Source organism: Caulobacter sp. GSs2, assembly GCF_058680895.1.
Map to the genome: position 1 here is coordinate 3,452,936 of NZ_CM178725.1, position 20,477 is coordinate 3,473,412.

At 65.8% G+C, this 20,477-nt stretch carries 24 protein-coding genes and 1 pseudogene; 16 read left to right on the forward strand and 9 right to left on the reverse strand.

Annotated elements, in window-relative coordinates:
- The first annotated feature begins 53 nt into the window (after positions 1–53).
- Both ACW17Z_RS16735 and ACW17Z_RS16740 read left to right on the forward strand, forming a co-directional pair.
- On the forward strand, positions 54–422 hold the full coding sequence (locus tag ACW17Z_RS16735; protein ID WP_419320712.1) for a DUF1330 domain-containing protein: 369 nt from the start codon (positions 54–56) through the stop codon (positions 420–422).
- Positions 423–543: 121 nt separating this feature from the next.
- On the forward strand, positions 544–1,473 hold the full coding sequence (locus ACW17Z_RS16740; protein ID WP_492056836.1) for a sugar kinase: 930 nt from the start codon (positions 544–546) through the stop codon (positions 1,471–1,473).
- A 175-nt stretch (positions 1,474–1,648) separates the two neighbouring features.
- On the opposite strand, the pseudogene ACW17Z_RS16745 reads toward ACW17Z_RS16740, so the two are convergent.
- Positions 1,649–1,831, reverse strand: a pseudogene (locus tag ACW17Z_RS16745) (IS3 family transposase); the annotation flags it as partial.
- A 311-nt stretch (positions 1,832–2,142) separates the two neighbouring features.
- Between ACW17Z_RS16745 and ACW17Z_RS16750 the strand changes: the two are divergent.
- The 3 genes from ACW17Z_RS16750 to ACW17Z_RS16760 all read left to right on the forward strand — a co-directional run bounded on the left by ACW17Z_RS16750 (position 2,143) and on the right by ACW17Z_RS16760 (position 4,473).
- Complete coding sequence (locus tag ACW17Z_RS16750; protein WP_492056837.1) at positions 2,143–3,036, forward strand: hypothetical protein; 894 nt, start codon at positions 2,143–2,145, stop codon at positions 3,034–3,036.
- 334 nt (positions 3,037–3,370) lie between these two features.
- Complete coding sequence (locus tag ACW17Z_RS16755; protein WP_492056838.1) at positions 3,371–3,742, forward strand: helix-turn-helix domain-containing protein; 372 nt, start codon at positions 3,371–3,373, stop codon at positions 3,740–3,742.
- Positions 3,739–4,473 (forward strand): DUF6456 domain-containing protein, encoded by a 735-nt coding sequence (locus tag ACW17Z_RS16760; protein WP_492056839.1) that lies wholly within the window; start codon positions 3,739–3,741, stop codon positions 4,471–4,473. The genes ACW17Z_RS16755 and ACW17Z_RS16760 overlap by 4 nt, the downstream gene beginning before the upstream one ends.
- A gap of 47 nt (positions 4,474–4,520) precedes the next feature.
- On the opposite strand, the gene ACW17Z_RS16765 is transcribed toward ACW17Z_RS16760, so the two are convergent.
- The 3 genes from ACW17Z_RS16765 to trhO form a co-directional block, all read right to left on the reverse strand.
- Positions 4,521–4,973 (reverse strand): PA2169 family four-helix-bundle protein, encoded by a 453-nt coding sequence (locus tag ACW17Z_RS16765; RefSeq protein ID WP_492056840.1) that lies wholly within the window; start codon positions 4,971–4,973, stop codon positions 4,521–4,523.
- A gap of 56 nt (positions 4,974–5,029) precedes the next feature.
- On the reverse strand, positions 5,030–5,344 hold the full coding sequence (locus ACW17Z_RS16770; protein ID WP_492056841.1) for a hypothetical protein: 315 nt from the start codon (positions 5,342–5,344) through the stop codon (positions 5,030–5,032).
- Positions 5,345–5,410: 66 nt separating this feature from the next.
- Complete coding sequence (gene trhO / locus ACW17Z_RS16775; RefSeq protein ID WP_492058549.1) at positions 5,411–6,376, reverse strand: oxygen-dependent tRNA uridine(34) hydroxylase TrhO; 966 nt, start codon at positions 6,374–6,376, stop codon at positions 5,411–5,413.
- 79 nt (positions 6,377–6,455) lie between these two features.
- Here trhO and ACW17Z_RS16780 point away from each other — a divergent pair, with 79 nt between their 5' ends.
- The gene (locus tag ACW17Z_RS16780; protein ID WP_419320725.1) at positions 6,456–6,617 is read left to right on the forward strand and encodes a hypothetical protein; all 162 of its coding nucleotides are present in this window, start codon (positions 6,456–6,458) and stop codon (positions 6,615–6,617) included.
- A gap of 124 nt (positions 6,618–6,741) precedes the next feature.
- Here the strand turns inward: ACW17Z_RS16780 and ACW17Z_RS16785 are convergent, their stop codons facing one another.
- Entirely contained in the window at positions 6,742–7,167 is a 426-nt protein-coding gene (locus tag ACW17Z_RS16785) for a SufE family protein (protein WP_419320727.1), read from the reverse strand.
- A 38-nt stretch (positions 7,168–7,205) separates the two neighbouring features.
- Positions 7,206–7,991: a sensor histidine kinase gene (locus ACW17Z_RS16790; protein ID WP_492056842.1), complete on the reverse strand. Its 786-nt coding sequence runs from the start codon at positions 7,989–7,991 to the stop codon at positions 7,206–7,208.
- 199 nt (positions 7,992–8,190) lie between these two features.
- Here ACW17Z_RS16790 and ACW17Z_RS16795 point away from each other — a divergent pair, with 199 nt between their 5' ends.
- On the forward strand, positions 8,191–9,951 hold the full coding sequence (locus ACW17Z_RS16795; RefSeq protein WP_492056843.1) for a sensor histidine kinase: 1,761 nt from the start codon (positions 8,191–8,193) through the stop codon (positions 9,949–9,951).
- On the opposite strand, the gene ACW17Z_RS16800 is transcribed toward ACW17Z_RS16795, so the two are convergent.
- Entirely contained in the window at positions 9,952–10,836 is an 885-nt protein-coding gene (locus ACW17Z_RS16800; RefSeq protein ID WP_492056844.1) for a hypothetical protein, read from the reverse strand.
- A 73-nt stretch (positions 10,837–10,909) separates the two neighbouring features.
- On the opposite strand from ACW17Z_RS16800, the gene ACW17Z_RS16805 reads away from it, so the two are divergent.
- Together ACW17Z_RS16805 and ACW17Z_RS16810 are read left to right on the forward strand one after the other, a co-directional pair.
- The gene (locus tag ACW17Z_RS16805) at positions 10,910–11,239 is read left to right on the forward strand and encodes a DUF1491 family protein (RefSeq protein ID WP_419320735.1); all 330 of its coding nucleotides are present in this window, start codon (positions 10,910–10,912) and stop codon (positions 11,237–11,239) included.
- Positions 11,240–11,382: 143 nt separating this feature from the next.
- Positions 11,383–11,763, forward strand: a complete 381-nt coding sequence (locus ACW17Z_RS16810; RefSeq protein WP_492056845.1) for a hypothetical protein — start codon at positions 11,383–11,385, stop codon at positions 11,761–11,763.
- Between the two features lie 15 nt (positions 11,764–11,778).
- Here ACW17Z_RS16810 and ACW17Z_RS16815 read toward each other — a convergent pair whose 3' ends face one another.
- Positions 11,779–11,913 (reverse strand): hypothetical protein, encoded by a 135-nt coding sequence (locus tag ACW17Z_RS16815; protein WP_492056846.1) that lies wholly within the window; start codon positions 11,911–11,913, stop codon positions 11,779–11,781.
- Between the two features lie 178 nt (positions 11,914–12,091).
- Between ACW17Z_RS16815 and ACW17Z_RS16820 the strand changes: the two genes are divergently transcribed.
- The 5 genes from ACW17Z_RS16820 to ACW17Z_RS16840 all read left to right on the forward strand — a co-directional run bounded on the left by ACW17Z_RS16820 (position 12,092) and on the right by ACW17Z_RS16840 (position 17,443).
- Positions 12,092–13,717 (forward strand): tetratricopeptide repeat protein, encoded by a 1,626-nt coding sequence (locus tag ACW17Z_RS16820; RefSeq protein ID WP_492056847.1) that lies wholly within the window; start codon positions 12,092–12,094, stop codon positions 13,715–13,717.
- Between the two features lie 24 nt (positions 13,718–13,741).
- Positions 13,742–15,361 carry a peptide chain release factor 3 gene (locus ACW17Z_RS16825; RefSeq protein WP_492056848.1) on the forward strand — a complete coding sequence of 540 codons (1,620 nt, stop codon included), beginning with the start codon at positions 13,742–13,744 and terminating at the stop codon, positions 15,359–15,361.
- Complete coding sequence (locus ACW17Z_RS16830; protein WP_492056849.1) at positions 15,358–15,735, forward strand: methylglyoxal synthase; 378 nt, start codon at positions 15,358–15,360, stop codon at positions 15,733–15,735. The genes ACW17Z_RS16825 and ACW17Z_RS16830 overlap by 4 nt, the downstream gene beginning before the upstream one ends.
- 668 nt (positions 15,736–16,403) lie before the next feature.
- Entirely contained in the window at positions 16,404–17,111 is a 708-nt protein-coding gene (locus ACW17Z_RS16835) for a hypothetical protein (RefSeq protein WP_492056850.1), read from the forward strand.
- The gene (locus tag ACW17Z_RS16840) at positions 17,108–17,443 is read left to right on the forward strand and encodes a hypothetical protein (RefSeq protein WP_492056851.1); all 336 of its coding nucleotides are present in this window, start codon (positions 17,108–17,110) and stop codon (positions 17,441–17,443) included. The genes ACW17Z_RS16835 and ACW17Z_RS16840 overlap by 4 nt, the downstream gene beginning before the upstream one ends.
- Positions 17,444–17,457: 14 nt before the next feature.
- Here ACW17Z_RS16840 and ACW17Z_RS16845 read toward each other — a convergent pair whose 3' ends face one another.
- Positions 17,458–17,991 (reverse strand): hypothetical protein, encoded by a 534-nt coding sequence (locus ACW17Z_RS16845; protein ID WP_492056852.1) that lies wholly within the window; start codon positions 17,989–17,991, stop codon positions 17,458–17,460.
- On the opposite strand from ACW17Z_RS16845, the gene murC reads away from it, so the two are divergent.
- Complete coding sequence (murC, locus tag ACW17Z_RS16850) at positions 17,990–19,411, forward strand: UDP-N-acetylmuramate--L-alanine ligase (protein ID WP_492056853.1); 1,422 nt, start codon at positions 17,990–17,992, stop codon at positions 19,409–19,411. The genes ACW17Z_RS16845 and murC overlap by 2 nt on opposite strands.
- On the forward strand, positions 19,408–20,316 hold the full coding sequence (gene murB, locus ACW17Z_RS16855) for a UDP-N-acetylmuramate dehydrogenase (protein WP_492056854.1): 909 nt from the start codon (positions 19,408–19,410) through the stop codon (positions 20,314–20,316). The genes murC and murB overlap by 4 nt, the downstream gene beginning before the upstream one ends.
- The last annotated feature ends 161 nt before the right edge of the window (positions 20,317–20,477 follow it).

A 20,477-nucleotide genomic window follows, 5' to 3' on the forward strand; every position in this document is an offset into this window, starting at 1 on the left:
GTTCAGAGAGAGGCGGTTCGATGTCCCTGCCAGTCCACGTCAATGAGTCGCTTGTGCGCGACCTGCCCGACAACGGCCCGGTCGTGATGGTCAATTTCCTGCGTTTTCGGGACCAGTCTGCCGACGGTGATGGCACGGGCTGGGATGCCTATCTGCGATACAGCGCCAATACGGCGCCTTTGATCAAGGCGCTCGGCGGCGCAATTCTCTGGAGCGGCAAGCCTGAAGGTGTCGCGATTGGCCCGCCCTCCACGGTCCTGTGGGACTACATCGTCCTTGTCCGCTATCCGTCGCGCGCCGCCTTTCTCGACATGGTCACGTCCGCTGACTACGCCCGAGGCAATCTGCATCGCGAAAATGCTGTGGCTGACCATTTGATCCTGGCCTCAACCGAGACCTTTTCACGGTTTCCGGCGCGCTGAGCAGGCGGGCGGAACCTGCAAGGCGGCTCGCCTCGGGGGTAAGCGAAGCCCGTCCGCGCCCCCTAACCCCTTTGGCGAAAACACTCTAGTACGGGCTCGGATGGAGTGGGAAACCGGTGTCATGACCAGAATCACAGTGCTGGGCGAGTGCATGGTCGAGATGTCGCCGGACGGATCGTCCGATGACGGCGCGCCGCTCTACCGGATGGGCTTTGCGGGCGATACCTTCAACACGGCCGTCTATATGGCCCGCCTCGGCGATCAGGTCGCCTATTGCACGGCCCTGGGGCAGGGCGATCCCTTCAGTGACGGTGTTCTGGCGGCCATGCGCCGCGAGGGACTCGATACCCGTCTGGTTCGTGAGGTCAGCAACCGCCTGCCGGGCCTGTACGCCATCGTCCTGGACGACAGCGGCGAGCGAAAGTTCCACTACTGGCGCGAACGGGCCCCGATCCGCGACCTGTTCTCCGAGCACACCGCCGACCAGCTGATCGAGGCCGCCAAGGCCAGCGATCTGGTCTATCTGTCCGGGGTGACCCTGGCGGTGATCGGCGACATCGGCCGAGCGCGGCTGAAGGACATCCTGGCCTATGTCCACTCGCTGGGCGTGGCCGTGGCCCTGGACTTCAACTATCGGCCGGCTTTGTGGCCCAGCCCCGAGGCGGCCCGCGCCGCGCTCGACGGGGTTATCCCCTCGTGCCGCTACATCTCGCTGAGCAGCGAGGATTCCCGCCCGCTTTATGGACGCGAGGCCGAGGATCTGGCTGTCGAATGGTCAGCGCTGGGCGCCGAGGTCGTGGCCCGCGACGAGAGCCACGCCGTCAACGTCCATCGCCCGGACGGCCGCACCGCTACCGCCGCGCCAGGCCGAGTGAAGGCGGTGGACACCACGGGCGCGGGCGACAGCTTCAATGCCGCCTATCTGTCGGCGCGGATGGCGGGCCTGCCGATAGCGACAGCGGTCGAGCGGGCTCACAGGCTGGCCGCCATTGTCGTGCGCTGTCGCGGCGCCATTGTGCCGCATGGAACACCGCTGCGCCTTGATGTGTGACAGCCCGCGTCGGCCGATAGCGTTGATCGGTCTGGCCGTGCCTTGCGCTCTGGTGACTCCCAACCGATGCGCCGTTGTCGGCGCAGGTTTGAGCTGTCCGGCTAAATGGCGCGGATCGACGTGATCAAAAGTGGGGTAGTTTGCCCGCCTCCATGAACTCCTTGGACCACACCTAGCATAGGCTCTGGGCGATGCTTTCCTTGCGGCAGAGCTCAGCGATGCTGTGCTCCCCGCGCAGACCGTCCAGCACGATCCGCATCTCGTCTTCCGCAGAAAAATGCCGGCGCGTCGCTCGCCGGATATCCCTCACTACCCGTTCTCTGGGCGTCGCCTTCGCGGCCAAGGGTTTTGGTCTCATCTTCGTTACTTCGTTACTTCGTCACTACGGCGAGACCAAAACCCTCCTCTAAACGGAACCCTCAATCTGTCCTAACGGCGCTGACGGCGGACAGTTTTTCTGAGTTCATGTCACGATATGAACTCAAATGCCTCCCACCATCCAAAATCTCCTTCTGGACCTGTCCGACACCGCGTGGAGTTTACCTTCGGCTCAGTAATTCGCCGACGACAAGCACAGTGTAGCGCCAGCAATTTATGCACTGAGTAGATTAAAAGGTTGCGCCGCCATGGTGACGATAAATGTCAATATTAATTAAATGGAAAATAAGTATGAATCGTGTTTTCGTGCTATTCTTTCCACTTATTTCTATACTAGCTATGAGTAGCAAGAGTTATAGCCAAGATGAATTTCCTGCACTCAAAGGCCCTTACCTAGGGCAAACCCCGCCGGGTTTAACCGCCAAGCCCTTTGCTCTCGGTATTGTGAATACAGAAGAATGGGGGGACGCTGGTGGTTTCTCCCCTGACATGAACGAGTTTTTTGTCACCAGATGGAAGCACTCTCGTGACGCGAGAGAGCCGGAACCTGTCATTTTTAGAAAAGTGGGCGATCAGTGGCATAAGATAGCGGTGCCGGCTGGAGAGAGCAGGCCTTTTTACGCCCCAGACGGGAAAACCCTGCATTATGGCGCCAAATACAAGGAGCGCACAGCTAACGGTTGGTCAGAGTTGAAAAGCCTTGGCCCTGCTTTTGAAGATATACGCATTATGAGCCTTTCGGCGTCAGCCAAAGGTACTTTATTTCTGGACGAAAGAGCTAGTTCAGACGTTGATGGAATTCTTCGATACTCAAGGCTCGTGAGTGGCAAATGGCAAGACCCGAATCCGCTTCCCAGGGAAATCAATACCGGCAAATGGAATGCCCATCCGTACATCGCTCCTGACGAGAGCTACGTTATGTGGGACGGTGAAAGAGAGAGTGGGTATGGCGATGCTGACCTCTATATTAGTTTCCGGCTGAAAGATGGCTCATGGGGTGAAGCTATTAATCTGGGGGATAAGGTAAATACAGAATCTGGAGAAGGGGGGGCGCAGGTCACACCTGACGGAAAATATCTCTTCTTCAATAGAATGGTGCCAAATTCAAACGGCAAGGCGGGCTCTCAATCAGATTTATATTGGATCGATGCGCAGATAATCAAAGATCTGAAGCCCAAAGAATAGTCTATATAACAATCGCAGACAGTGCGCTGTCAAAAGATGGCGCACCTTCTGCGGCGTTAACCTCGCGTCCAGGCGCAGCAGAGACCAATTTAGCAGGTCGTTGCGACCGCCTCGCATTATTGACAGCCCTTACCTGTAGCGGGGGCACTTCTAACCTGCACCGACAGCCGTCTATCCCCGTACTCGAACGGGGATAGGACAGTATCGGACGTAGGATTTTCAACGGCTTATTTTCCTACTTGTGCGTCACGATAGGAAAATTATCCTCACCAACAGAAACTAAGCCTAACATTGAGTCGTGGTCGCTGGATCGCGATCTCGATTAGAGGACGCCATGTTGGTTCAAGCTCTTGAGGATATCTGGGCGATCACGCCCGATCCCCGTCGCGACCGTCTCGCGGTCGCCTTCGTCACCCATCTGGTCGCCATGGCGACCGATGTTTCGCCGGGGGACATCTCGGCTCACAAACGCTCCACGCTCGCCGCGGCGCGGGCCCGGCAGATCGCCATCTACCTGACGCACGTCAGTTTTCACTGGCCACTCAACCGGGTCGCCTTCGCGTTCGGGCGCGACCGCACCACCTGCGCTCACGCCTGTCATCGGATCGAGGACCTGCGCGAGGACGCCGGCTTCGACGCCAAGCTGGTTACGCTGGAGGCCTGTCTGCAACAGGCGCCGCGCCACAGTCTGGAGGGCGCGCGGTGAGCGCGACCCCAGATCTGGCCACCGAGCACCTGGCTCTGCGCGCCGCCCGTCTGCTGGCCCGTCCGGGCGCGGTGATCGAGGCGGCGCCCCTGGGCTATGCGGTGCGGTTTGGACCCAACCGTCGGCGGCGGCCGATGCTGGTCATCGACGAGACGGCCTTTGAGGCGCTGGTCCGTCTGGCCACACTCAAGCCGAGGGCGCTGGGCGGCTGGTCCCTGGTCTTCACGCCGCCGGCCAGGCCCGCGCCGCCGCCCGGTCGCCCCGGGGTGATCGAGGGCGAGGTGATGCTGGAAGAACCGGGCCTCGGCCGGGCCGCCTTCAAGGCCAATCTGGGGGAGTCGCCCCTGGCCTGGCTGGCGCGTCGGCGCGACGGCAAGGGCCGGCCCTGGATCGCGCCGGTCGAGGCGGCGGCGGGTGAGCGCCTGCGCGAGGATTTCCATAGGGCCGGAACGATCGGGCGGCTGACCATGAACTGGGACTCAGGTCCGCGCGTCGATGGCGGGGGCGGGCGTCGTCTCGAGCCCGCCGAACGCGCCCGGGCCGCCAAGGACCGCATCGCCGCCGCCCTGGACGCGGCCGGACCGGGCCTGCGCGAGATCCTCGAACATGTCTGTCTGGCGGGCACCGCGCTGGAGGCCGCCGAGCGGTCGCTGGGCCTGCCGCGTCGGGCAGGCAAGACGGTGCTGAAACTGGCCCTGCAGCGGCTGGTCATTCACTACCGCATGGCCTGAACGCGAAAAGGGCGGGGCCTTTCGGTCCCGCCCTTCGTCGCAGTCTCTTAGTGTTTCAGCATGTGCTTGATGTCGCGCATCTGGTCGTGACCGGACTTCACCGAGGTCCAGGCCTTTTCGATGACCGCGCGGGTATGGGCGTCGACATCGGTGTCCTGCATGGCCTTTTCGTACTTGGCCTTGATGAAGTCCTCGCCGGACTCGACCTCGCTGATCACCGCCTCGTCGCCCTTGGACAGGCTGTCGCGCAGATTGACGAACACGCGGTGGGCGGCGGCCAGGATGGTGCCGTCGTCCTTGGGCTCGCCGCCGAGACGGCGAACCTCGTCCTGCAGTTCGATGGCGACGGTGCGACGCTCCTGGGCGCGCTGCTCGAACAGCATCTTGTAGCGCTGGGCGTCGGCGTCCTGGGCGGCTTCATGATAGCCGTCGGCGCTGTCGATGGTGGTCTCGACCAGGCCGTTGACGAGCTTGATGTGGTCTTCGTTGGTGTGGGGCATGGGGAGGTCCTTGGGAATGAGATCAGCTAACGCGGCGGGGGAGAGGGCGGTTGCGCTCAGCCGAGCTTCTTGCCCAGAAATCCCCAGGCCGTGGTCGCGGCCGCGATCATCGGGCCACGGGTGCGCGGGTTGATCAGCAGAACGGCGGCCACGCCGGCGCCCAGCAGGGCCAGGGCCAGCGGAACCGTCTTGCCCGCCAGGGTGATCTTGCCGTGCGGGTCGGGCGTCAGGGCGTAGTCGGGCGCTGGGGCGACCGGGTCGAGGCCGGCGTCAGCGGTCTTGTGGCCAAGCAGGCTGGAGATCTTGCTGACGGCGCGCGAGCGCTTGGCGACGGGCGGCGTCGCGCCATCGAGGGAGTCGTAGGCGACCATGGGGAGGCTCCTGGCTGGGGTTGCCTCCGATAACGCGATGATCGACCGGGCGATCCCTCGCCTTGCTCAGTCTTCGCCGGTTTCCCGTTTGGCCCCGACGTGGGCGATGCCCAGTTGCCGGGCCCGTGCGACCTGCCTGTGGCGCTCGGCGTAGCGGGCCCTGCTGGCCTCGTCGCGTTCGTCATGGCAGGCGGGGCAGGCGACGCCCTCGACATAGAGCGGCGAGGCCTGCTGTTGCGGACTGACCGGCCGGCGGCATCCCCGGCACAGGCCATGGGTTCCGGGCGACAGGCCATGACCGACCGCCACGCGCTCGTCGAACACGAAGCATTCGCCGCGCCACAGGCTTTGCGGTTCCGGAACCTGTTCCAGATAGTCGAGGATGCCGCCCTTCAGGTGGAAGACCTCCTCGATACCCTCCGACTTCAGGAAGGCCGTCGACTTTTCGCAGCGGATCCCGCCGGTGCAGTACATGGCCACCTTGAGCGGTGGCGCGTCTGGCCCGCGCTGGGCCTCAAGGTCCTGCCGGTAGTCGCGGAACCAGTCGGGAAAGGCCGAGAAGCTGGAGGTCCTCGGATCGACCGCGCGCGCGAAGGCGCCGATGGCGACCTCATAGTCATTGCGGGTGTCGATCACCAACACGTCGGGATCGGCGATCAGGCTGTTCCAGTCACGGGGCTCGACATAGGTCCCGGCATTGGCGGCGGGGTCCAGGTCTGGAAGACCCAGGGTGACGATCTCCTTCTTCAGCCGCACCTTCATGCGGTGGAAGGGCATGTGGTCGGCCCAGGCGGTCTTGGGCGTCAGGTCGGCGCAGCCGGGCAGGGCGCGGATATGGGTCAGCACGCTCTCGATGGCCGCGTCGGTTCCGGCGATGGTGCCGTTGATCCCCTCCCGCGCCAGCAGCAGGGTGCCTTTGACGCCGACCTGGCAGCAGGCTCTGGCCAGCGGGCCCTGCAGGGCCGCCGGATCGTCGAACTGCGTGAAGCGGTACAGGGCGGCCACGCGGAAGGCTTGGGTCTCTGTCGTCATCGGATTGAGGGCATAGGAAATTGCGGCCAGGGTCTCAAGCCTCAGTGGAACGAACATTCGCCTGGGCGGTTAAGCTGGAATGAGCATCCTGATCGTCGTCATCATCGCCCTGGTCCTCCTCGGACTGGCCCTTTACGTCGTGCAGCGGTCGCCGATTCCGTCGCCAGTGAACTGGATCATCCAGCTCCTTCTGGTGGTGGTCGCGATCCTGTTCATCGGCAATCGCGCGGGCTTCTTCTAGGCGTCAAACCCGTTCAGCGCGGCTAGAGCGGCGCGCGCGAAAAGGGAATCGCACGCCCCGCTCTAGCTTTTTGTTTTCGCATCGCTTTTGCGGAAAACCGGCGTCCACTTTTCCGCGCGATGCTCTAGCCCAGCACGGCCTGGGCGTCGCGCTGGATGCGGGCGACCATGGCCTTGAGCCCGTTCGAACGCTGCGAGGACAGGGCCTCTGACAGGCCGAGTCTGTCCAAGGCCGCCTTGGCGTCAAAGGCCGCGATGTCGCCGGCCGGCTGGCCCGAATAGAGCCGCAGCAGGATCGCGATCAGTCCACTGACGATATGGGCGTCACTGTCGCCGCGAAACGCGATCGAACCGTCATCCTTGGGCTCTGTGACCAGCCACACTTGGCTGGCGCAGCCGCGCACCTTGTTGGCTTCCGAGCGCTCGGCGTCGCTGAGCGGCGCCAGATCGCGGCCAAGCTCGATCACATAGCGATAGCGCTCTTCCCAGTCCCCCAGCAGTTCGAACTCGTCGGCGAGTTCCGTGAGGGCGGCGTCTATGGGGCGTGTCATGGCCGCCAGTTAGGGGCGCGGCCAGCCGCTGGCAAGCCTCAGGCTTCGACCAGAGCGACCTGAGCGGTCAGGCCCGCGCCCGGATGCGAGGTCAGGCGCAGCGTCCCCCCCATCGCCCGGGCCAGCAGATCCACGATCGGCAAGCCAAGGCCGGCGCCTTCGCTGGTTCGGGTCAGGGTGGAGCCGCCCTGCTCGAAGGGCCGCAGCAGGCGTGGCAGCTCTTCGGGCTCGACACCCGGCCCCTGGTCGGCGATGGCGACCTCGACCATGCCGCCCGGCAGGGCCTGGGCATAGATGCAGACCTCACTGCCCACGGGCGAATGGCTGACGGCGTTTTGCAGCAGGTTGCCCAGCATGGTTCGCAAGCCCCGGCTGTCGGCCAGCACGAAGGGCAGGCTCCCCGCGCCGGGAACGGTGACCTTTATCTGACGCAGGGCGATCTCGACCTTCAGTTGGTCAACCACATCCTCAAGGGCCTCATCCAGGCCCTCGGAGGCGAGGTCCAGATCGGTGACGTGACCTTCCAGGCGCGCGATCTCGACGATCTGGTTGACCAGCTTGAGCAACTTCAGACCGCTGTCGTGCACGATCCTTGCGTATTCGAGGTACTGGGGCGAGCCCAGGGGGCCGTAGAGTTCGCGCGACAGGATCTCGGAAAAGCCGATCACAGCGTTGAGCGGCGTGCGAAGCTCGTGGCTCACCATGCGCAGGAACGAGCGCTTGCGATCGTCCAGCGCGGCCCGGCGACGCGCATGTGCCGCTGTCCGTCGCGCGGTCGTGGCGTCGTACAGGGGCGATGCGTCGAGAGACGCCGGTTCTGGCATGCGATAGGCTCCCGGACGTTCTGTCCGCATTGGCGCAGTCTCGAAGAATGCCTCAAGGCGCTTACTATTCCGTTTCCGTCCACAGGCCCTCCACCGCGAATGATCGCTCGAGGATTGAGTGGTCTGGAGGGAAGCTCCAAGGCGCGTTAAGGTTTGGCGACGGCGCTTTTCGGCGCCGCAATGAAAGATGTCGCCCGGTTTGGAATTCGAACTGCTACCGGACCCGTTCAAGCGGCCTGCGCGCGTCTCGCGCGGCCTAGGCCCTGCGCGCCTATGGCGTTTGGGCTGGCTGGCGGCGATCGGCGTGGCGGCTTTCACCACGGCTTTCCTGCCCGGCGAGTTCAGTTGGCCGGTCTGGGCGGCGTTCCTGGCGGGCGCCGCGCCGGCCCTTCTGTCGCTGCCCTTGCCGGGCGAAAGCACCAAGGAAGACGATCGCGTTCAGTCGATCCTGCTGGTTTTGTGGGCTGTGGGCGGATCTGCCGCAGCCGTGCTGACCGGCGGTGTCTCGGGCGCCATGGCCGCCTGGTGCCTGGCCCCGGTGGCCGCCGCCTCGACCCTGACCTCCTCGCGCCGCCTGGCCGAGGGCGCGGCCCTGTCGCTGATCGGCGGCAGCGTGGCGGCCTTGACCCAGCTTTCGGGTCTGGCCCCTGCAGCGCCGACCGGCGCCCTGTCCTTCATCCTCGGCTTCCTGGCCCTGACCACCACCGGGCTTGGCCTGGCCTCGGGCCTGCTGCTCGGCCACCGTCGGTTCGGCGCGCGCGATGTTCGCCACAGCGCCGAGATGGCGGCGCTGGAGGTGATGCTGGACGGCCTGCCGCAACTGGCCATCGCCGTGACCACCAAGGGCCAGGTCACTGCGGTGCGCGGCTCGCCGCCGCCGGGCGTGACCATCGCCGACATTGTCAATCGCGGCCTGGCCGGCGCCGCTGCGCCCAATGACCGCCAGCGCGTAGGCGGGGCCATCGCCCAGGCCTTCCGCGAGGGCCAGGTCAGCCTGACCTTCAGCCCCGCCCTGGGCGTGGAGCGGATCGTGGCCCTGGACCTGCAACGGGCCTCGCCGGTGCTGCTGGTGGGTCTGCTGCGCGACGTGACGGTGGAGCGCAATCGCGAGTCCAGCCTGGATCGCGCCCGTTCGGACGCCGAGGCCCTGGCCGCCGGCCGCGCCCGTTTTCTGGCCAATATGAGCCACGAACTGCGCACGCCGCTGAACGCCATCATGGGCTTCTCCGACATCATGCGCTCGCGGATGTTTGGCCCGCTCAGCGACCGTTATGGCGAATATGCCGAGCTGATCCACGAGAGCGGCGGTCACCTGCTGGACCTGATCAATGACGTGCTGGACATGTCGAAGATCGAAGCCGAGCGCTTCGAGCTGTCGCGCGGCGTGTTCGACGCCCGCGAGGCGATGACGGCGGCCATGCGCCTGATGCGCGTCCAGGCTGACGGCGCCGGCGTTCAGCTGCGCGGCGTGCTGCCGCCCAATGACCTGGAAGTCGACGCTGACCGCCGGGCTCTGAAGCAGATCGTCCTGAACCTGATCTCCAACGCCCTGAAGTTCACGCCGCGCGGTGGCCAGGTGACGGTCACGGCCGACGGCTACGACGGCGTGCTTGAGATCGTGGTCGCCGACACCGGCGTCGGCATCAGCCCGGAAGATCTGGAACGCCTGGGTCGCCCCTACGAGCAGGCCGGCGGCGCCGACCAGCGCGCCATGGGCACGGGGCTGGGCCTGTCTCTGGTGCGCGCCTTCGCCAAGCTGCATGGCGGCGAGATGCATATCGAAAGCCGGATGGGCGCTGGCACCAGCGTTTCGGTGCGCCTGCCGGTGTTGCTGGCCCCGCTGAAGGCCCCGACCCCGCCGTCCGAGCCGCCGTCCAAGCCGGAAGCCGCCGCACCGGCCCCGGAGCCCGAGCCGCCGGCCAGTCTGGGCGACAATGTCATCGCGTTCGCGCCGCGGTAGCTACCGCAAGAACGCCCGTCCCGCCGCGAAGTCCCCGACCTCGACATAGGCCTTGCGCACCACGTCGCCGCCATTGCGGCCGGCGAAGGTGAACTCGATGGTCACGGCCTCGCGCGGGTCGAGCAGCGACAGGGCGTCAGCCGTCGCGACCGGGAAGCGGAAGCCCATCCCGGTCTTGGCGCCGGTCGGCAGCAGGGTCAGGGCCGCCTGTTCGCGGGTTTCGGCGTTGAACACCTGGCTGGCCGAGCGCGGCGCGACCTTGGCCGACAGGCTGCGGCCGCCGCGGGCGTCGATATAGGGGCCCTGGGTGCGGGCCGGGTCGCGCATCACCACGCGGGCCGCATAGGGCTGGGCGCCGTCGGCGAAGGTCGCCACGGCGGTCACCGCCTTGGCGCGGCCCGCCAGGCCGAAGATCAGGCGGTCGGGGCCGAAATTGCTGGGCTGCGACAGGCGCCAGACCGGGAAGGTCGCCGAGACGGGGCGATCGGCCTGCCAGGTCGCAACATCGCCCGGATAGGTCATCTTCTGCAGGGTGGCGTAGGCCTCAAAGGCCCCGCGAACCCGATCAGCGGCGGTGGTCAGATCTTTGGACTTGCAGCCGGCCGAGGCGGCTTTGGATCGTGCGCGGCCTTCCAGCGCCTCGACCTGGGCCTGGGTGGCGCCCGAGCGCAGGGTTGCGCCGCGCGCCTGGGCTCGCGCCGCATCGAGCGCCGAGCCGACAGCGGGCGCGAACAGTCGGCAACGGCCGTCTGCGGCCGTCATCAGGGTGCGCTCATAGAGCTGGTCGGCGGCGTTGGCGGCAAGCAGGGGGCCGGGCGATGCGAGACACACCGCGCCGGCCAGGAACCCCATCCACCGCGCCGTGCGACCTTTAAGAAGGTTCATCAGCGTCGTTTTCTCGTATGCTTCGAGACTTGAAGGGCCACCCTAGGGCCCTCGTGGTTGCGGTTCGGTTAGCATGCTTCTGTCGACGGATATCTGGGTGAGCGCGCTGATCCGCCGCGCCGAACTGGGCGGGGCCTTCGCCACCGTGGCCCGCAAGGGTGACGCCAAGGCCGGCGCGGTGCTGGTCAAGGCCGTCGATCGCCGCGAAAACAAGGCTCGGCTGTTTGCCGAGGCGACGCGCGGCGACGGCGAGCGCTTCTGGATGCAGCCGACCAAGTCGGATTTCGAGCCGGATCTGGACGCCTATGCGCAGCGCGCGGCGCGCATCGATCCTGACCTCTGGGTGATCGAGATCGAGGATCGTGACGGGCGTCACTTCCTGACCGAGGCCGTGGACGAGTAGCGGAAGCGCTCCAGGCGCGGCCAACCGTGCTGTGGAGGGCTCAACTTCTACGGCCCGTTAACCGCACTCCTACACCGGACTTAAAGCTCGGTGCGGCATTCTCTGCGTGTCCAGTCACTCTCAGAGATTTCCCCCGCCTCGCCATGCTTTTCCTGATGAACGATGTCGTTTTCAGCTTCGATGTGGCCGATCTGGCCCCGCCGATGGCGCATGACCGTTTCGCGAAGCTGTCGTTGAACTACGTCAGCGAACTGGGGCGGGAGCTGTATGCGGAAGAGCCGCTGCTGCACATCAAGGATCCCGAGCGGAGCCAGCGCCTGGCCTCGCTGATCATTTCCAAGGCTCCTGAGGTCAATGCCGCCCTGTTCGTCGCGCCGGGGCGCGGCTGCCTGGTCGATCAGGTGCAGGTCCGATACGCGCAGATCGGCATAGAGGTCATGAGCGCGCTGCTGACGCGCCAAAAGGCGGGCTCTCTGACCAATGTCGAGGCCGATCGCCAGGTCTGGCGTCGCCTAGCCGCCTGATTTTCCGCCAGGCCCCTACAGGACCAGGGCGATCAACCACTTTAGGGCGACGGCGGCGGCGACAAGTCCGCCGATCGTGATTGTCATGCACAGCACGCTGGCTTCGGCGCGTGGGCCGCGTGAACCGCGAGGCTCGTCCCAGAGGGCCATCTTTGTTTCCTCACCAGGCCGGCCACTCTCAATGGGTGACACGTTCCTGACGACTTGAGCATGACTCCAATCCCGTCGCGGCGACAGGGCTATTTTGACGCATCCCGCATCTTGAGAACCCCGAGACTTTGGGCTTAGCTTTCAATTCTTGGTTGTGGATCTTCGCGTTGGGGTAGGTATGGCGAACTGTGAGCGCGGCGCGGCGGCTGCAACGATGTTCGCCTGGCTGATGTTGAGCGTAGCGATCTGGCCTGGCATGGCCGGCGCGGCTCAGGTGACCGAGGTCGAGAAGGTCCAGATCTCACCGGTCAAGGCTGGGCGCTGGCTCAAGGCGGAAAGCCCTCGCTTCATCGTCTATAGCGATGGCGATGAACGCCTGCTGCGCGACTACGTGGTCAAGCTGGAGCTGTTCGACACGTTGTTGCGGCATCTGCACAACATGCCGCTGGATGGAGCGCCGCCGCGCAAGCTGTCGATCTTCCTGATCCGCGAGCGTGCGCAGTTCGACGTGGTCTGGCCCGGAATGCCGTCCAGCGTCGGCGGCTTCTATACCTCCAGCGTGGGCGACATCTTCGCCATGGCCATCCGCTCGCGCGACGACAACACCGTGGTACTGCACGAATACGTCCACCACTTCATGCTGCAGTATTTCCCCTACGGCTATCCGGCCTGGCTGGTGGAGGGCTATGCCGAGTACTTCGGCAGCGCCGAGGTCGGGCGCGACACCATCGCCATCGGCCGCAATACCGGCCGGGGCGGCAATCTGGAGGACATCGCCTGGGCGCCGGTTCGGTCGGTCCTGGCCAAGCGCCCCTATGAGCTGAAGGGCACTGACCGGGCGATGTTCTACGCCGAGGCCTGGCTGATGACCCACTATTTCATGAGCGATCCCGTCCGCTACCAGCAGCTGACCGCCTACATGAAGGCCGTCGGTAGTGGAGATGACCCGGTCAAGGCCATGGAAGCGGCGTCGGGCCTGTCGGCAGAAGCCCTGCAGGCCAAGCTGCGGGACTACATGCGGGTGAAGATCCAGGTCGTAACCCACACGCTCAAGGGTCTGCCGGCTCCGCCGATCGAGGTCACACCGCTGAGCAAGGCCTCGGATGACCTGTTGCTGGCCGACTTCTCGCTGCGTCGCTTCGGATTGGCCAATGATGACGACGAGGACGAAGACGAAGACTCTGAAGGCGCGTTGGAGGCCCGGGCCGAGGCCCGCAGCCTGAGGGCCAAATGGCGGGTGGCGTTCCTGGCCGACATCCAGGTCCGGGCGGCGCGCTATCCTGGCGAACGCCTGGCCGAACTGGTGCTGGCCCGGGCCGAACTGGCCCTCGGCGATCCTGAAAAGGGACGGGTCCTGATCGATGCCTTCACCCAGGCCCGCCCGGACGATGCCGAGGGCCTGGAACTGGCCGGTCTGGCCCGGCTGGCGGCCGGCGACCGGGACGGGGACCATCGGGCTGCGCTCTACAAGGAAGCGGGCCAGCTGCTGGGGCAGGCCTACAAGCTCGACCCTACCCGCTACCAGACCCTCTATGGCTATGCGCGCAGCCGGTCTCTGGACCCGAGATATCCCACCCCCAATGTGATGGCGGTGCTGGAGGAGGCCCAGGCCCTGGCGCCCCAGGTGTCGCAAATCACCCTGGCTACGGCGCAGGCGATGATGCTTCGTGACCGCGATGACGAGGCCGCCGCCCTGCTGGGACCGGTCGCCAACAGCCCGCACGGCGGTTCAGAAGCCGCCCGGGCTCGGGCTATGCTCAAGACCCTGTCCGAGCGCAAGGCGAAGGGCGAGGGTGACAAATAGCGCCCGGACGGCTAGTCCCCGCGCATGAGCACTTCCCCCGTCGCCCCCCTTTCCCCGGTGTTTCAGGCAGCCCGCCGGCGCACCTTCGCCATCATCAGTCACCCTGACGCCGGCAAGACGACCCTGACCGAAAACCTGCTGCTGGCCGGGGGCGCGATCCGCGCGGCCGGCGCGGTGCGGGCGCGCGGCCAGACCCGCCGCACCCAGTCGGACTGGATGAAGATCGAGCGTGAGCGCGGGATCTCGGTGTCGGCCTCGGTGATGACGTTCGACCACGACGGTCTGATGTTCAACCTGCTCGACACCCCCGGCCACGAAGACTTTTCGGAAGACACCTATCGCACCCTGACGGCCGCCGACGCGGCGATCATGGTGCTGGACGCCGCCAAGGGCATCGAGCCCCAGACCCTGAAGCTGTTCGAGGTGTGCCGCCTGCGCGACATCCCGATCATCACCTTCATCAACAAGATGGACCGCGAGGCCCAGGACCCGTTCGAGCTGCTGGACGAGGTGTCGTCCAAGCTGGCCCTCGACCCCGCGCCGCTCTATTGGCCGGCCGGCTCGGGCGGACGTTTCAAGGGCATGCTGGACCTGCGCAAGCAGACCTTCATCCCCTATGCCAAGAAAAGCTCGACCGACGACGATGGCCACCCCGCGCCGGTCGCCCTGAAGTCCAACGCCATCAGCCGCTTCCTCGACCCCGAGGAACAGGCCGAGGTCGAGGAGGGCGCGATGCTGGTGTCCGAAGCCGCCAAGCCGTTCGATGTGAAGAGCTTCCTCGAGGGGCACATGACCCCGGTGTTCTTCGGCTCGGCCCTGCGCCACTTCGGCGTGGCCGAACTGCTGGCCGGCATCGGCGCCTATGCCCCGCCGCCGCATCCGGCCCGGGCCATGCGCGCCGGCGTCGAGACCCATGTCGCGCCCGGCGACGCCGAGGTCTCGGGTTTCGTGTTCAAGGTCCAGGCCAATATGGACCCCAATCACCGCGACCGGATCGCCTTCCTGCGCCTGACCAGCGGCCGCTTCACGCGCGGCATGAAGCTGAAGGCCCAGAACACCGGCAAGTCGATGAGCGTCAACGCCCCGGTGATGTTCTTCGCCAGCGACCGCGAACTGGCCGAGGACGCCTATGCCGGCGACGTGATCGGCATCCCCAACCACGGCGTGCTGCGGGTGGGCGACAGCCTGTCGGAGAGCGGAACCCTGCGTTTCGCCGGCCTGCCCAACTTCGCCCCGGAAATCCTGCGCCGCGTGCGGGTCAAGGATCCGCTGAAGGCCAAGCACCTGAAGAAGGCGCTGGAAGGCCTGGCCGAGGAAGGCGTCACCCAGCTGTTCCGCCCCATGCTGGGCAGCTCCGACTTCATCGTCGGCGCCGTGGGCCAGCTGCAGTTCGAGGTCATGGCCGACCGCCTGGGCGGCGAATACGCCCTCGACGTGATTTTCGAGCCCAGTCCCTACGCCGAAGCCCGCTGGATCAGCGGTACGCGGGCCGACGTCGAGGACTTCCAGGACAAGCACAAGACCGCCATGGCCACCGACATCGACGACCAGCCGGTGTTCCTGGGCAAGTCGTCCTGGGAGATCGGCTATGTCACGGAGCGTTTCCCCAAGGTTCTGTTCGAGCGGACGCGGGAGCGGGGGTGAACGCGCGCCCGTCCATCGGCCTGGTTGCCCACGACGATCGCAAGGCCGCCCTGGTCGACTGGGCGATGGCGCACGCTGACTTTCTGGCCGGCAAGACGCTCTACGCCACCGGCACAACCGGCGGCCGTATCCTCGAAGCCTTGCCGGACCTGAACCTGACACGCCTGAAGAGCGGCCCGCTGGGGGGCGATCTGCAGTTGGGCGCGCTGATCGCCGAAGGGCGGCTGGATGTGCTGATCTTCTTCGTCGATCCGCTGTCGCCGCAGCCGCACGACGTGGATGTGAAGGCCCTGATCCGGATGGCGACGCTGGCCGACATCCCGTTCGCGTGCAATCCGGCGACAGCCGACCTGATCGCCGGCGGGCTGGGCTAGCAAGAGCGGGCCGGAGTGCCGACCCTTTCGAAGTCCTCGCTTTGAGCGGGCTTCTGCCGACCGTCTATCCCCGTGCCCGCACGGGGATAGTGACCCCTCCGCCCCAGCAAATTCAACGCCCTGACCGCCCCATCCAGCGTCACGATCCAAAATCGACGCAGCCCCCTGCAATACGGCCGCATACTTCTGCTCGCTTCATCGCAAGGGGAGGGCGTCCAGCTGGCGACCTGACGGGCGGTGGAGGCGGTTGTGCGGGTCGTGCTCGCCTGACCGTTGTCGATGCAGCCCCCGGCGGGGATCGGTTCGAGGTGTGTAATTCCCCCCCTGGGGTTTCGCCGGGCAAATCGGTCGCTAACGCGCTCGTGGACAGCCCGGCGACGGCGGCGAGCGCTGCAGGCGCGGGCTGAAATCGCCCGCGCGGTCCGGAGGGGTCGCTTCCCTTCCGCCCGCCTGGGGCCTCTTTCGGGAGCGGGTTAAAACCCCGCGCCCCGAGGGCTCATCGGATAACAACCGCGCGGAGCGCTCCGGCCCCGGCCGAAACGGTACTCCAACTACACTCATCCGGGCCTGGCCCGGACGCTCCGCCGCCTCCCCAACCCGCCGGTGAATATCGGCGGAGATGCGAACCTGTGCGCCCATTTCGGGGCCGCACCTATGCGGAGAGGACGATGACGTCTGATGATTTTGAAAGCGCACTAGGAAAATTCCGGAGCGACGCGGCGGCCGAGGTGCTGCGGCAGGCGATCCGGGATCTGGAAACGAAGTTTGATCCCAACCAGCCACGGGCGCCGGTCGGGAGTTCGAACGGCGGGCAGTGGGTCGATACGGGCCGCGGTGGTGGTGGAGGCGCCAAGCTACACAAGCCGTCCAAGGCGAGCCCGAAGCCGAAGATGCGGCGGCGGCTGGTGCAAGCCGCCCGTGTGCTGGCCAGCCATCCTCAAGCTGGGCCTCTCGCTCAGGCGGCTGGGCTCCCGGCACTCGCCGGAGGCGTCGCGCTGACCCGCGCGATCGGTGATTTCGATAGCCGGACAACCGGTCGGGAGAAGACGCCGTTCCTGAAGTTGCCAACCCCAAGCCTGAACCTGAGAGTGACGGATGAAGTTGTTGGCGCGGGACGCAAGAAGCCGCGGATTCGAAAGTGGCGGCCCGGAGTGGGAAAAACGTCCATTAATATCGAGGACGATTGCGATGAGTTGTATTTCTCTGACGAGATAAAATGCAAAACGTATTCAATAATGTACGGAAAGGGTAAGTCTCAAAAGGGGGCTATATACGCTCAATGCATGGCTTCCGCTGCAGAGCGACATGCGACGTGCATGCGTTTTGGCATCAATGCTGTTAGTTTGCCGCTCTTTGACGGGAGGTCGTTGAAATGAGTTTGCGAGAATTAGGGCCTAGAAGTGTTCCCTACATTGGCGCTGACGGAGAGGAAGGGGCCGGCGCAATTCTCATCAGGTTTGGTGCGCCAACCTATATCGATATTGACGAGGACGAACCCATCGAGCGCCAGACGGGCGATCTAGAGGTCCAGCTTGCCGGTCGACGATACAAATTCACCGCGAACGGAGCCGACGATCTTCAGGTGGCATTCTATCTGATGCGCGTCGCCGGCGCCTGGCTTATTCGCGTGGCCGAAGAGGAGGGACTTACCCTCTTCGTAGATCGTCGAACCCCTATCGAAGAGCCCTTAGACCTCTTCGACAGCTGACGATCAGTCGCCCCTCAAGGCTCCGCCCCCGTCTCGATCAGCGGCCGGGCCAGGCCCACCGCCTGCTCGACGCTGGTCGCCACCGGGACGGCGGCGAACGGCTTCCAGCCGTCGCAGACCACCTTGGCCGCCGCGTCGTCGGCGCCGCCGGGCGGGATCGGGGCGGCGGGGCGCTGGTCGCCGGTGACGGGGCCTTCGCGGCCGCCGGCGCGGATGCTGCCAAAGCCGGCATGGGCGATGGAGCGGGCGTCGCAGTCGATGACTTCGTGACGCCAGCCGCCCCAGTATTCATCGGCGCCGGCCTTGAAGCCGCCTTCGGTGACCTGCAGCAGGCGCAGTTTTGCGGTGCGGCCGGTCCACTGGACGCTGGTCAGATCGACGAAGACGGCGAAGCGGCCGACGTCGGCCAGCCTCAGTTCAAGTTTGGTGGCGGGCGGGGCCGCAGCGGGGGGCTGGACGGCGGCTTGGGCCAGGGCGGGGCCCGTCCACAACATCACCGCCAACAGGGCGTTTCGCGTCGCGCGCAAATGGTCTAATCGGCTTTTCATGATCCAGCGTCGACGCCCCGTACCCTTCGAACTTGGCCCCGTGCACTTCATCGGCATCGGCGGCATCGGCATGTCCGGCATCGCCGAGATCATGCTGCGTATCGGCTACACCGTTCAGGGCAGCGACGCCAAGGCGTCGGCCAATACCGAGCGGCTGGAAAAGCTGGGCGCGCGGATCTTCGTGGGCCATGACGCGGCCAATGTCGAAGGCGCCTCGGCCATCGTCTATTCGACGGCGGTCAAGGCCGACAATGTCGAGATGGCCGCCGGCCGCGACAAGCGCCTGCCCCTGGTGCGGCGCGCCGAGATGCTGGCCGAGCTGATGCGGCTGCAGTTCTCGATCGCCGTGGGCGGCACGCACGGCAAGACCACCACCACCTCGATGGTCGCCGCCCTGCTCGACGCCGGCGATCTGGACCCGACCGTGGTCAATGGCGGCATCATCAACGCCTATGGCACCAACGCCAAGGTCGGCGAGGGCGACTGGATCGTCGTCGAGGCCGACGAGAGCGACGGCAGCTTCCTGAAGCTGAAGTCGACCGTGGCCATCGTCACCAATATCGACGCCGAGCATCTGGACCACTGGGGCACCTTTGACGCGGTCAAGAAGGGCTTCCAGGACTTCATCGAGAACATCCCCTTCTATGGCTTCGCGGCGGTCTGCACCGACCATCCCGAAGTCCAGGCCCTGACCGCCCGGATCGAGAACCGGCGGCTGGTGACCTATGGCGTCAATCCTCAGGCCGAGGTGCGCGTCTCCAATATCCAGATGGGCCCCGACGGCTCGGTGTTCGACATCATCGTGTCGCCGCTGGTGGGTGATCAGGTGCGCTATGACGGGCTGAAGATGCCGATGGCCGGGCACCACAATGTGCTCAACGCCACCGCCGCCGTGGCCGTGGCCCGCGAGCTGGGCGTCGACGCCGACGCCATCCGGGCCGGTCTGGCCAGCTTCGGCGGGGTCAAGCGCCGCTTTACCACCACCGGCGTGGCCGGCGGCATCCGCGTGGTCGACGACTATGGCCATCACCCGGTCGAGATCGCCGCCGTGCTCAAGGCCGCCCGCGCCGTGACCCCGAACGGCAAGGTGATCGCCGTGGTCCAGCCGCACCGCTTCACCCGGCTTCGCGACCTGATGACCGAGTTCAGCTCGTGCTTCAATGACGCCGACACCGTGATCGTCGCCGACGTGTATACGGCCGGCGAGAGCCCCATCGAGGGCATCGACCGCGACGCCCTGGTCGAGGGCCTCAAGAAGTTTGGCCACCGCCGGGCCCTGCCGCTTGAAAACCCCACGGCCTTGCCGCGCCTGATCGCCGCTGAGGCCGTCAGCGGCGACCTCGTCGTGCTGCTGGGGGCCGGCGACATCACCACCTGGGCCTATGCGCTGCCGGGGCAACTGGAAGCGCTTTCTAAGTGAGCTGGAAGGCCAACCTCCCCGCCGTTCGCGGCAAGCTGCTGTTTGACGAGCCGCTAGGCCCGTTCACCTGGTTCCGGGTCGGCGGCCCGGCAGAGGTGCTGTTCCTGCCGGCCGACGCCGACGACCTGCGCGACTTCCTGATGGCTCTGCCGCCCGAGGTTCCGGTCCAGGCGCTGGGCGTCGGCTCCAACGTCATCATCCGCGACGGCGGCGTCGAGGGCGTGGTCATTCGCTGCGCCGGTCGCGCCTTTGGCGAGGTCACGGTCGATGCCGAGGAAAACCTGATCATCGCCGGTCCGGCGGCGCTGGACGCCTCGGTGGCTCGGGCGGCGGCGAGGGCGGGGCTGGGCGGGCTCGAATTCTATGTCGGCATCCCGGGCACCGTCGGCGGCGCCCTGACCATGAATGCCGGCTGCTATGGCCGCGAGACCAAGGACATTCTGGTCAGCGCCTGGGGCTATGACCGGTCCGGCGAAATGCGGGTCTGGAGCAACGAAGACTTCGGCTTCACCTATCGGCACACGGAAGTCCCCCCCAACAGCATGTTCTGGGTGCAGGCGATGTTCCGCGGAACGCCCGACGATCCGGCCGATGTGCGCGACCGCATGGCCGAGATCACCGCCCGCCGCGAGACCACCCAGCCGATCCGCGAAAAGACCGGCGGCTCGACCTTCAAGAACCCTCCGGGCCACTCGTCCTGGAAGCTGGTCGACGAGGCCGGCTGGCGGGGCAAACCGTTTGGCGGGGCGATGTTCTCGCCGCTGCATTCCAACTTCCTGATCAATACCGGCGAGGCCACGGCGGCCGACCTGGAAGGCCTGGGCGACGCGGTTCGGGCTGATGTGCTGGCCAAGACCGGCATCCAGCTGGACTGGGAAATCAAGCGGATCGGGCGGCCGAAATAGGGACGCTTCCCTAAAAGGCTGTCATCCCGGACAAGCGCGCAGCGCGCCGATCCGGGACCGCCGGAAGCGCGGCGTTCAGGCGTCGGTCCCGGATCTTCGCTTCGTCCGGGATGACAGCTTTATTGAGCTGCTGGGGCAGAACCCGGGCAGACCGAAGGTTA

Coding starts and splice junctions, on each gene's coding strand:
- ACW17Z_RS16800 (WP_492056844.1), bottom strand. CDS start 10,836: ATGAACCTTCTTAAAGGTCGCACGGCGCGGTGGATGGGGTTCCTGGCC.
- ACW17Z_RS16770 (WP_492056841.1), bottom strand. CDS start 5,344: ATGGTCGCCTACGACTCCCTCGATGGCGCGACGCCGCCCGTCGCCAAG.
- ACW17Z_RS16765 (WP_492056840.1), bottom strand. CDS start 4,973: ATGCCCCACACCAACGAAGACCACATCAAGCTCGTCAACGGCCTGGTC.
- ACW17Z_RS16810 (WP_492056845.1), top strand. CDS start 11,383: ATGCTTTTCCTGATGAACGATGTCGTTTTCAGCTTCGATGTGGCCGAT.
- ACW17Z_RS16835 (WP_492056850.1), top strand. CDS start 16,404: ATGACGTCTGATGATTTTGAAAGCGCACTAGGAAAATTCCGGAGCGAC.
- ACW17Z_RS16785 (WP_419320727.1), bottom strand. CDS start 7,167: ATGACACGCCCCATAGACGCCGCCCTCACGGAACTCGCCGACGAGTTC.
- murC (WP_492056853.1), top strand. CDS start 17,990: ATGATCCAGCGTCGACGCCCCGTACCCTTCGAACTTGGCCCCGTGCAC.
- ACW17Z_RS16790 (WP_492056842.1), bottom strand. CDS start 7,991: ATGCCAGAACCGGCGTCTCTCGACGCATCGCCCCTGTACGACGCCACG.
- ACW17Z_RS16820 (WP_492056847.1), top strand. CDS start 12,092: ATGGCGAACTGTGAGCGCGGCGCGGCGGCTGCAACGATGTTCGCCTGG.
- ACW17Z_RS16750 (WP_492056837.1), top strand. CDS start 2,143: ATGAATCGTGTTTTCGTGCTATTCTTTCCACTTATTTCTATACTAGCT.
- ACW17Z_RS16825 (WP_492056848.1), top strand. CDS start 13,742: ATGAGCACTTCCCCCGTCGCCCCCCTTTCCCCGGTGTTTCAGGCAGCC.
- trhO (WP_492058549.1), bottom strand. CDS start 6,376: ATGACGACAGAGACCCAAGCCTTCCGCGTGGCCGCCCTGTACCGCTTC.
- ACW17Z_RS16755 (WP_492056838.1), top strand. CDS start 3,371: ATGTTGGTTCAAGCTCTTGAGGATATCTGGGCGATCACGCCCGATCCC.
- ACW17Z_RS16840 (WP_492056851.1), top strand. CDS start 17,108: ATGAGTTTGCGAGAATTAGGGCCTAGAAGTGTTCCCTACATTGGCGCT.
- ACW17Z_RS16845 (WP_492056852.1), bottom strand. CDS start 17,991: ATGAAAAGCCGATTAGACCATTTGCGCGCGACGCGAAACGCCCTGTTG.
- ACW17Z_RS16805 (WP_419320735.1), top strand. CDS start 10,910: ATGCTTCTGTCGACGGATATCTGGGTGAGCGCGCTGATCCGCCGCGCC.
- ACW17Z_RS16815 (WP_492056846.1), bottom strand. CDS start 11,913: ATGGCCCTCTGGGACGAGCCTCGCGGTTCACGCGGCCCACGCGCCGAA.
- ACW17Z_RS16740 (WP_492056836.1), top strand. CDS start 544: ATGACCAGAATCACAGTGCTGGGCGAGTGCATGGTCGAGATGTCGCCG.
- ACW17Z_RS16780 (WP_419320725.1), top strand. CDS start 6,456: ATGAGCATCCTGATCGTCGTCATCATCGCCCTGGTCCTCCTCGGACTG.